This window comes from Streptomyces sp. NPDC056224, from assembly GCF_042267665.1.
Classification (GTDB): Bacteria; Actinomycetota; Actinomycetes; order Streptomycetales; family Streptomycetaceae; genus Streptomyces.
This window is the reverse complement of the sequence record NZ_JBHJTK010000085.1, coordinates 1-10,364: the sequence shown is the minus strand read 5'-3', so window position 1 is coordinate 10,364 and position 10,364 is coordinate 1. Positions and strand designations below refer to the sequence as shown.

Below are 10,364 nucleotides of genomic sequence, written 5' to 3'. Positions count from 1 at the left end.
CTACACTGGTTCCCCGCGGTGGTGGGGTTTGTGGCCGGGGTGGCCTTCTGGGGCGTTCTGGCGCGAATCTGAGGTTCGCCCGGGGGGGGCGCCGGCCCCCGCCCCCGCCCCCCCGCCCTCGTCCACAGGGAGGACCTGTGTTGAACCTGCCGAGCGATCTCGCGCGCGACTTCCAGGGGCTGCGCGAGCGCGTCACGCGCAAGACATCGACCGCCTGGTTCCGGGAGAAGCGCCGGGAGATCGAGAGCCTGGCTCCGTACGATCCCGGCCGGGGGCGCGAGCGCCGCGACCACCTGCTGGCCACCGCCGCGAAACAGGTCCCGTACTACCGCTCCGTCCGCGACCGCGAGCAGCCGAACCTGGGCGACTTCCCGCTGACGCGCAAGGAAGACCTGCGCGAGCACTTCGTCGACTTCATCAGCCGCGACGGGACGGGCCGGATGGCCCCCGGCGCGTTCTTCCTCACCCAGACCAGCGGCAGCACCGGACAGCCCGTCACCCTGCTGTCCACCGCGGAGACCGGCGGACTGTCGAACAAGGTGATCCGCGAGCGGTTCAGCGCCTTCCTCGGTCTACCGGACAGCGGCACCGTCCTCAATGTGGGACTGCTCTTCCCCGGCACCCCGCTCTTCGAACCGGTGATGCTGCCCCGCCCCTACGTCAAGTGCAACCTGCGCGGCTACGACCCCGACGCGCCCGACATCGTCGCCGACTACGAGGCCGTGGTCGGTCGCTTCCCGGTCGACGAGATCACCGGCTCGTCGAGCCGCGTCGTCGCCCTGGCCCGATACTGCCTGAGCCGCGGCATCACCCTGCGTCCCCACGGGGTCGTCGCCACGTACGAGCACATGCCCGACAGCGGCCGCCGTGTCGTCGAGGAGGCGTTCGGCCGTCCGGTGACCATGCTGTACGCGACGTCGGAGACCGGATACGCGGCCTTCGAATGCGAGCAGCGGCGGATGCACTTCCAGGACGACCTCGTCCTGCCCGAGATCGAGCCGGTCGGCGACGACGGGGCGAGCCCGATCGTCCTGACGTCCCTGCTGTCCACCGCCATGCCGATCATCCGCTACGTGACGGGCGACCTCGCGCCCCGGCCCGTCGACTGCGGGTGCGGCCTGCCGGGCACCGTGACCGACGGTCTGCTGGGTCGGGCCGGCGTCAGCCTGGTCGGTCTCGACGGATCCGCCTACTCGCCCTATGCGCTGCTGGCCGCGCTGGCTGCCGCCGGCCTGCCGGACTTCCAGGTCGTGCAGTCCGAACCCGGCACGCTCGACCTCGTGACCGTCGGCCCGGTCGAAGCCGCCGCAGCCTGCGTGCGGGACATCAACAGCCGGCTCGACGGGCACTTCGGTGCCCAGCGGGGCTTTCGCCTGCGCCACCGCCCGCACCACGGCTTCCAGTTCACGGCCAGAGGCAAGCGCAACCCCGTGGTCCAGCAATTGCAGCCGCCGGACACCCCTCAACGCTCCGCATATCTGTAATGGCACGTGACGAAGACCTGAACTCGCTGCCATGAACATCCGTCCGATGCCACCGATTCTGCCGTCACGTCCCGCTCCGGCCATCAGGGCCGAATTGGTCAGTGAGTCGGTTCCCTTTGCGCATGAGGGGCCGACCAACGGTGGCGGTGTCATTCTTCCCGGGCAGACGAACGACTGTTCCAGGTGGGTGACGAGAAAGCAGATGCACAACGCCGTGGAACGCGGCGATCCCACCGCCCTGTGGTACTACAGCGGTACCTACAGGGGGAAGTCGGTCGAGGGGGCGGCGAAGGCCACTGCCGAGAAGTACGGCGGGCAGACGATGATGATGCTGATCGAAGATCTCAACCTGCCCACCCCGTACTACTCCGACTACTCCGAAAGGGCTGCGGCCTTCTGGCGACGCGCTTCAGTGGGATTCTCCGAAGCCGCGCAAGGTGAGGTGCGGATCATTTTCGGCGACGCCGTCAGGAGAGGAAACACCTGGCAGCGGGTGGAGTGCCCGACGCTCATGGCGAACCCGCGCGTCACAGCCGTCCTGTGGGCCCAACCCGGCACCCTGTTCCAAAAGCTGCTGTACGGCGGGCAGCCCGATCCTTGCGGCCAACTGCCCGACGGAGTCGCTCTCCAGGAGCCTATGCCCCACCGCTCGGCGGGGCCGTCGACCGGACAGGGGTCTCGTTCGGGCATCCATGGCATGAATCGATGACACGTTCCTCCCGTTGTTCTGCACGCTCCGGAGCAAGTGCGGGAATCGTCTTGTCCACGCTTCCCGGGGCGGCCTAGGTTCAACTCGTCTCGCCGAGAGACGAATTCGCGGAATCTCCCGTCGGGTATTCACCGGGAACTCGCGAGTCACGACCGGCCCGCCCGAGGGCTGTGCGATGAAGCGATCTGGAGGGCCGTGTTGAATCCGCCGAGTGACCTTGCCCACGACGTCCGGGAGATGCGTGAACGGATGGCGCGCAAGACGTCGTCCTCCTGGTTCCGGGAGAAGCGCCAGGAAATAGTGGAGCTGGCCGGGTACGACCGGGACCGGGGGGCCGAGCGACTGGGCCGGCTGCTGGCCACGGCCCAGGAACGGGTGCCCCGGTACCGTGCGCTGCGCGGCCGGGAGCAGGTGGGGCTGAGCGACTTTCCGCTGACCCGCAAGAGCGATCTCCGCGCACACTTCCTCGACTCCATCAGCCGTGACGCGACCGGCCTGATGGAGCCCGGTCGCTTCTTCCTCACCCAGACCAGCGGCAGCACCGGCCAGCCGGTCGCCCTGCTCTCCACCGCGGAGACCGGCGGTCTGTCGAACGACGTGATCCGGGAGCGCTTCAGCGCCCACCTCGGCCTCCCGGACAGCGGAACGGTCCTCAACGTGGGACTTCTCTTCGGAGGCACGCCGCTGCTCGAACCGGTGATGCTGCCGCGCCCCTACGTCAAGTGCAACCTCGCCGGCTTCGACCCCGATTCACCCGGGATCGTCGCCGACTACGAGGCCGTGGTCGGCCGGCTCCCGGTCGACCTGGTCACCGGTTCGTCGAGCCGGGTGATCGCGCTGGCCCGCTACTGCGCAGACCGCGGCATCCGGCTCCGGCCGCAGGGCGTCGTCGCCACCCACGAGCACATGCCCGACAGCGGTCGGCGCCTGGTCGAGGAGACCTTTGACTGTCAGGTGACGATGCTCTACGCCACTTCGGAAACCGGCTACGCGGCCTGGGAGTGCCGCAAGGGACGGATGCACTTCCAGGACGACTTCGTGCTGCCGGAGATCACCCCGGCAGGCGACGACGAGGTGGGCGACATCGTCCTCACCCACCTGCTCTCCACTCCCATGCCGGTCATCCGCTACGTAACCGGCGATCTGGCACCCCGGCCCACCGCATGTGACTGCGGACTTCCGGGGACGGTGACCGATGGTCTGTCCGGAAGGTCCGGGAGCAGCCTGATCGGGGTCGACGGGGCGGCCTACTCGCCGTACGCGCTGCTAGGCGCGCTCTGTGCCGCAGGGCTGCCGGACTTCCAGGTGGTGCAGCACGAACCCGGTCTGGTCGACCTCGTCACGGCGGGTGACCTGGCCTCCGCGGACGCCACGGTGCGGTCCGTGAACGCGCGGCTCGGCGAGCACTTCGGACCGCGACAGGGTTTCCGCCTTCGCCACCGGCCGGAGGGGAGGTTCGTGCTCACCGCGGGTGGCAAGCGCAACCCCGTGGTCCAGCGACTGGAGGTCGCGGAGGCCCCGGAACGTACCAGGTACATCCACTCCTGAAGGACGTGTCGGCCGGGAACGGCGAGCTGACACCACCGGCCATACGGCCTCGACCCGGCCCGCCCCGAGCGGCAGCCGTCCAAGCAACCTGGAGATCCCCCGTGACAGGCGCCCGCAGTGCTCCGCAGCATCCGAAGCCGCTCGCCAACGGCAGCGACCACATCGAGCACCTCCAACGGGCGCTCGCCGTGCTGGAGGTCGAGCGGCTTCAGGCATGGGGCCGTGAGTTGGCCACGCGGCTCCAGCGCGGCGGGCGCCTGCTGGCGGCCGGCAACGGCGGTTCGGCGGCAGAGGCCCAGCACCTCACCTCGGAGCTGGTCGGACGGCTCCGGGACGACCGTCAGCCGCTGTCGGCGATCGCCCTGCACTCCGAGACTTCGGCGGTCACGGCCATCGGCAACGACTACGGGTACGACGAAGTCTTCGCCCGCCAGGTCCGGGCCCACGGTCGACCCGGGGACGTCCTGCTGCTGTTGTCGACATCCGGTCGTAGCGGGAACGTGCTGCGCGCGGCCGAGGCGGCCCGCGAGAGGGGCATGACGGTCTGGGCCCTCACCGGCACGGAGCCGAACCCGCTCACCGACCTCGCCGACGAGTCGGTCTGCGCGGGGGGTCCCACCGCGACCGTCCAGGAGTGCCACCTGGTGGCCGTGCACATCCTCTGCGCCAATGTCGACATCGCGCTCGGCGTCTGCCCGGCGGTGACCCCCGCTGGGGACACGCCCGCGGCGCCGGGCGGGCTGGTCGTGGTGGGCGACGCGCTCCTGGACCGGGACCTGGTGGGCGCGGTGGACAGGGTCTCCCCGGAGGCGCCGGTCGTCGTCGTCGACCACGTCGAGGTCCGTTCGCGGCCAGGCGGTGCCGGGCTCGCCGCGGTGCTCGCCGCCCGCAGCGCACGGCCCGTCACCCTGGTGACGGCCTTGTCCGACGACCGGGAAGGCCGGGAACTCGGCGGACTGCTACGGGACGCCGGCGTCCGGGTGATCGACCTCGGGCTCGCCGGGCCGACACCGGTGAAGAGCCGCGTCCGTGCCGACGGCCGAACGGTGCTGATGTTCAGCCAAGCCTCCGAGGCCGTGCCCGCACTGTGCCGCACCCTCACCGGCGACGAACACGCGCTGGTGGCCGGCGCGAGCGCCGTCCTGGTCTCGGACTACGGACGCGGACTCACCGGGGACGCCTCCGTCCGGGCGGCCCTCGCCGCCGCCACTGCCACGACGCCGATGGTCTGGGACCCGCACCCGCGCGGGGCCCGACCGGTCCCCGGTGCACGGCTGGTCACCCCGAACCGCGGGGAGGCGAGCGGCTTCGCGCCCGGGAGCGCGGGCACGGACCTGCGGTCGGACATCGAGCGCGGGCGGCGGCTCATCGACATCTGGAAGGTGGCCGGCGTGGCGATCACAAGGGGGGCTGATGGCGCCCTCCTGCTGGACACGGCGAAGACCTCTCCTCTCGCCGTTCCCGGGCGGCGCATCGCCGCGGCGGACACCTGCGGTGCCGGTGACTGCTTCGCCGCGTCGGCCACCGTACTGCTCGCGGGCGGCGCGCTGCTCTCGGAGGCGGTCACCGGCGCCGTCCGGGCCGCCGAGGAGTTCGTGGCGGCCGGCGGCGCGGCCGCCTGGACGGCGGGTGCGGCGGCCGTGGAACCGGGCACCGCATCTGCCGACCCGCTGGAGATGGTCGCCCGCGTGCGCGCCGCGGGCGGCACCGTGGTGGCGACCGGCGGCTGCTTCGATGTGCTGCACAGAGGTCACATCGCACTCCTCGAGAGTGCCCGTCTGCTGGGCGACTGCCTGGTGGTGTGCCTCAACGACGACGACTCCGTCCGTCGGCTGAAGGGACCGCAGCGCCCGGTCGTCCCGGTCGGGGACCGTGCGGCGGTCCTGGGTTCGCTGGCCTCCGTGGACGGGGTGGTGGTTTTCGCGGAGTCCACGCCGGAAGAGGTACTGCGTCGGATCAGGCCCGACATCTACGTCAAGGGCGGCGACTACAGGGTGGACGACCTGCCCGAAGCGGCCCTGGTCGATGGCTGGGGCGGCCGGACGGTGATCCTCCCCTATAGCGACGGGCTGTCGACCACCCGGATGGTCGACAGGCTGCTGCTGAGCATCGGCGACAAGTGACGCGACGCGAAGTGACGGCGGGCGTTCAGCGGGGCGCCCTCCGCGGGTGCGCGGAAGGCGCCGGAAGCCCGAAGTGACCGCGCAGGGTGTGGCCCGTGTACTCGGTGCGGAAGACGCCACGGTCCTGGAGTTCGGGTACCACCCGGTCGACGAAGTCGTCCAGTCCGCCAGGGGCGAATCGGGGCACCACCACGAATCCGTCGGCACCGTCCGACTGCACGTAGTCGTTCATCTGCTCCGCCACGCGAGCGGGTGTGCCGATGAAGGGCCTGCCCGCTGTCAGCCTCATCACGAGTTCCCGGATGCCGAGGTTCCGCTCGGCGGCGAGGGCCCGCCACTTCTCCACCCGGCGCAAGCGCACCGCGGCGTCGGCCAGCCCCGGCCAGTCGGGGGGTCCCGCCCCGGGATCGGGGTCGACGTCCGGCAACGGCCCGTCAGGGTCGTAAGCCGACAGGTCGCGTCCCCAGACGCGCTCCAGGTACCAGATCGCGAGCTGCGGGCTCACGGCCCGCCGTTGCATCAGCTCGGCGTTCTCCCTGGCCTCCGCATCGGTGTCGCCGAGGACGAACGACACCCCTGGCATGATCTTCACGTGCTCCGGGGCACGACCGTGGCGGGCCACTCTGCGCTTGACGTCCGCGTAGAAGGCCTGGCCGGCCAGGCCCAGACGGCGGCTGTAGATCATCTCCGCTGTCGCGGCAGCGAACTCGCGGCCCTGCTCCGAGTCCCCTGCCTGGATGGTCAGTGGGTACACCTGGGGGCTGGTCGGTACGGTGAACCGCCCGCCGACGCGGAAGTGCGGCCCTTCGTGGTGGAACCGGGTGGCTCCGTGCGGGCCCCAGCCGTCCCACAGGGTCCGGGCGACGTCGACGAACTCCGCTGCCCGCAGGTAGCGGTCGGCGTGCGCCAGATAGCCGCCGCGGCGGAAGTTCTCGCCCGTCCAGGCGTCCGGCGTGGTCACGACGTTCCAGCCGCACCTGCCGCCGGAGAGGTGGTCCAGGGTGGCCAGCTTGCGGGCCGCATCGAAGGGCTCGTTGAAGGTGGCGTTGACGGTGGCGGCCAGCCCTATCCGGTCCGTCACGGATGCCAATGCCGACAGCACGGTGATCTGGTCCAGCTGACCCGCGACGCCGACGTCGGAGACCTCACCGTGGTGCTCCACCAGTCGCGGGAAGTCGGCGAGGAGGAAGGCGTCGAACTTGCCCCGCTCCGCAGTGCGGGCCAGGTGGGAGTAGGAAGCGAACCCAACCTGACTTCCGGCGCGCGGATCGCGCCAGACGGTCATGTGGTTGACGGGGAAGAGCGCGGCGAGGTGCATCTGCTTGACGGGCTTGTTCATCGAGGGAGCCACCTTTCAGGCCGTGAACACGTTCGGGGCCTTCTCGGGCAGGCCGAGCCGCGCGCGCAGTGAGGTTCCCTGACGCGGGCGGAGCAAGGACCGCCGGCGCAGGACCGGGACGACCTCCGCGACGAACCGGGACAGCGTGGTGGGCAGGAACGCGGGGCGGAGGTGGAATCCGTCGACGTCCCCGGAGTCCCACATATCGCCGAGCAGGTCGACGAGTTCGATCGGTGATCCGGCGAATCCGGAGCAGCGCGACGCGGCATCCCCGGCCCCGGTACGACCGTCCCGGCCGGACACGCCGTGGTCACCGGCGAACCGTATCTCCAGCTCGCCGATGACCCGGGTGCGTGCTCCGAACCGGGCTCGGGCTTCCAGCGCGTCACGGACATCGACGAACACCATGTCGGCGTCGTGAACGGGGGCCCGGTGTCCGCGCGGATCGAAGTCGACCGCGAGGACGGGATGGCCCTGCGGCGGCCGCGGCACGTTCGCCGGGCCCTTGATGCGGAAGTGTCGTCCGGCGTGGTCGATGCGGTGGAGCTTGGACCGGTCGAGGAAGCGCCCGGCCGCCACCTCCCTGATCTCCGCACCGTCCTCCCAGCTGTCCCAGAGTCTGGTGACCACTTCGGTGAACTCGGCTTCCTCCGCGTGGAGTTCATCCAGACGGACGGGCGGCTCGGGCCCGAAGTGCGCGGCCTCCGCCTGCGCGGTGACCACGCGCCGGCGCCAGCCGGCGCGGCCCTGGCTGATGTGGTCGAGCGTGGCCAGTGCCCTGGACACGTGCACGGGTTCGCAGTGCGTGGTCGTCACCGTCGGCACCAGGCCGATGGTGGTGGTCAGTGGAGCGATCCCGGCGAGCACGGTCACCGCGTCCGGGCGCCCCAGGGCGGCGCGGGGCCCGTCCGGGAGCGCCATGGAGTCGTCCAGCGTCACGAAGTCGAAACCGCCCCGTTCGGCTTCCTGTACGAGCTGTCGATAGTGCTCGGGGGCCAGCGGATCGCCGGGCGAATGCCACCGGGACTCCGGGTGGCAGCCGGTTGCGTCGATGGCCATGCCGAGGAACATCGGGGCGCTCCTCTCGAAGAGCTGTTCACGGGCCGATGAGTTGATGAGCGAGCAGCCATGTCGATCTCACTGCCGCTGGGCCCGCAGCCTAGGCCGGGAGGACCGGCCGGCCGGGCTTTCCGAAAGAAGGGCAGCACCTCCGTCCGAGTTGGCCGTGGCGGTTGCACGGATCGATGAAACGTCGGAGTCGCGGTCGTGCATGCAACGGAGTAACTGCCGGAAAGGGCTTGTCGACCACTTCGGGGCGCCTTTACGTTCGACTCGTCTCACCCGAGAGAACCGATTCTCCCGAAGTCCGGAAGACATTCCTTGAAGATTTCCGATGGAACGTCAGCCTGCTCGTCCAGCCAGAAGGAGAAAGACATGAGCGACATCCAGAAGAACACGCCGGAGACCGCGTCGCAGGAGACCTCCCCCGAGGTCAACGACGAGGAGCTGGAAGCCCTTTCTGGCGGGCTGGAAGTAATCTGACCGCCACGTTCCTGGTCGTGTACCGGCGGCGAGTGCCGCGGGTACACGACCGGTTCCATGTGAGGGGCGCTGCCTGCCGTGGTGCAGTGCGTCCACTCCTGCATTCCCCTCGTCCCCCCACCAGCAGAGAGCGCATGATGAAGACCGCACAGGTGCGAGTCATCGAGTCCATGCAGGAATGCGTGCCCCGGGCCGAGGAGAGGAGGGTCTTCCTCGCCGGTGGAATGCACAACTGCCCCGACTGGCGCCACGACGCGATATCCGCCTTCCGCCGGATGTGGTCCGAGGGCAGCGCCGACCGGTGCTCACTGGCCCTCCTCAGTCCGCGTCGGGTCATCTCCGGCTCGTCCGGCTTCAACGAGTCCATGGTGACGTGGGAGCACCGGCACCTGGCGCTGGCGGACCTGGTGCTCTTCTGGTTTCCCAGCGGAAACGCGGCGAAGCCGGAACAGCCCGTCGCACTCTATGAATTGGGAGCGGCGGCGGCCACGGGGCGGGCCATCGCGGTGGGCGTCGAGGACGGATACCGGCGCCGCCCGGACGTGCTGGCGCAGTTGCGCTGCGCGCGGCCAGGGCTGCCGGTCCACAGCGATCTCCTCTCCACCGTGAGCACCGCCGTGGAGGCGCTGCGCGCCGAGTCCCGTCCTCCGCTTCGCCGTGCTTCGTAAGAGAAAGTGAGCACCTGATGGAAAGTCTGCGCTCGTTGGTGGGTGACCCCGAGCTGTTCCTCGGGACCGCGTGGCGGCGTGAAGCCCGTGCACTGAGCCCCAGCGTGCCGCCCGCCCTGCCGGTCAGGCTGGCCGACCTGGACGCTGCGCTGACCGGCGGCCTGCTCCGCAGGCCCTATCTGGAAATGGTCCGTGGCGGACGGAACCTGGAATTGGGTGACTTCACCACCCCGCGGAGTGTCGGTGGACACGAGTTCCCCGGTTACGCCGACCCGGACAAGGTGCTGAGGAGGATCTCCTCGGGAGCCACCCTGCTGATGCGGAACGTCGAGCACTGGCATCCGGGGGCGGCAGCACTCGCCGGTCGGCTCGGCACCGAACTCGGCTGCCCCGTGGAAGCGTTCGTCTTCGTCACGCCGGCGGGGGAACAAGGGCTGGGTTCGCACCGTGACGATGCGGACGTCTTCGTCGTACAGCTGAACGGCAGCAAGCGGTGGCAGGTGCACGGCGTCCCGGCGGGTGACGCATGGGAGGTCGGCTATGAGCCGGACCCTGGGCCGGTGGTGCTGGAGACCACGGTGGAGCGTGGCCAGGTGCTCTACATCCCGCGAGGAGCGCCGCACTCGGCCGTCGGCCGGAGCGGCGGTCTGTCCATCCACCTGTCGCTGACGGTGCGCAGGCCCGGCACTGGTGCTGCGGACGGTCCGGGGGCGGACACGGCAGGGGCGCCCTCGCTCGCGGCGCTGGCGGCCGTGCTCGACGGCTGAGGAGCAGGAACCTCGCGAAGGCGGGGCTGCGGGGAACGGTCGTGCCGATGGCGGCACGGCCGTTCTGTCGTTTGCGGGCTGCAGGCTCTGGGCTCTGGGGCTGTCGGCTGCCGGCTGCCGACAGCCGGCTGTGGGTGACGCAGCCGGAAAGCGCTTCGGCGGCCGACGGGCAGGACCTTACGCG

General features: G+C 70.4%; 8 protein-coding genes. 6 read left to right on the top strand and 2 right to left on the bottom strand.

Going from position 1 to position 10,364, the window contains the following annotated elements:
* Positions 1-140 precede the first annotated feature (140 nt).
* The 4 genes from ACFCZ1_RS38040 (at position 141) to rfaE2 (ending at position 5,864) form a co-directional block, all read left to right on the top strand.
* Positions 141-1,484, top strand: a complete 1,344-nt coding sequence (locus tag ACFCZ1_RS38040) for a hypothetical protein (RefSeq protein WP_376682854.1) — start codon at positions 141-143, stop codon at positions 1,482-1,484.
* A gap of 31 nt (positions 1,485-1,515) precedes the next feature.
* Complete coding sequence (locus ACFCZ1_RS38035; RefSeq protein WP_376682853.1) at positions 1,516-2,193, top strand: hypothetical protein; 678 nt, start codon at positions 1,516-1,518, stop codon at positions 2,191-2,193.
* Positions 2,194-2,442: 249 nt separating this feature from the next.
* The gene (locus tag ACFCZ1_RS38030) at positions 2,443-3,741 is read left to right on the top strand and encodes a phenylacetate--CoA ligase family protein (protein ID WP_376682852.1); all 1,299 of its coding nucleotides are present in this window, start codon (positions 2,443-2,445) and stop codon (positions 3,739-3,741) included.
* A gap of 101 nt (positions 3,742-3,842) precedes the next feature.
* Positions 3,843-5,864, top strand: a complete 2,022-nt coding sequence (gene rfaE2 / locus ACFCZ1_RS38025; protein WP_376682851.1) for a D-glycero-beta-D-manno-heptose 1-phosphate adenylyltransferase — start codon at positions 3,843-3,845, stop codon at positions 5,862-5,864.
* 25 nt (positions 5,865-5,889) lie between these two features.
* On the opposite strand, the gene ACFCZ1_RS38020 is transcribed toward rfaE2, so the two are convergent.
* Positions 5,890-7,203: an NtaA/DmoA family FMN-dependent monooxygenase gene (locus ACFCZ1_RS38020; protein ID WP_376682850.1), complete on the bottom strand. Its 1,314-nt coding sequence runs from the start codon at positions 7,201-7,203 to the stop codon at positions 5,890-5,892.
* A 15-nt stretch (positions 7,204-7,218) separates the two neighbouring features.
* Positions 7,219-8,262 carry an LLM class flavin-dependent oxidoreductase gene (locus ACFCZ1_RS38015; protein WP_376682849.1) on the bottom strand — a complete coding sequence of 348 codons (1,044 nt, stop codon included), beginning with the start codon at positions 8,260-8,262 and terminating at the stop codon, positions 7,219-7,221.
* A 617-nt stretch (positions 8,263-8,879) separates the two neighbouring features.
* Here ACFCZ1_RS38015 and ACFCZ1_RS38010 point away from each other — a divergent pair.
* Positions 8,880-9,413: a nucleoside 2-deoxyribosyltransferase domain-containing protein gene (locus tag ACFCZ1_RS38010; protein ID WP_376682848.1), complete on the top strand. Its 534-nt coding sequence runs from the start codon at positions 8,880-8,882 to the stop codon at positions 9,411-9,413.
* Between the two features lie 17 nt (positions 9,414-9,430).
* Positions 9,431-10,180, top strand: a complete 750-nt coding sequence (locus tag ACFCZ1_RS38005) for a JmjC domain-containing protein (protein WP_376682847.1) — start codon at positions 9,431-9,433, stop codon at positions 10,178-10,180.
* Positions 10,181-10,364 lie beyond the last annotated feature (184 nt).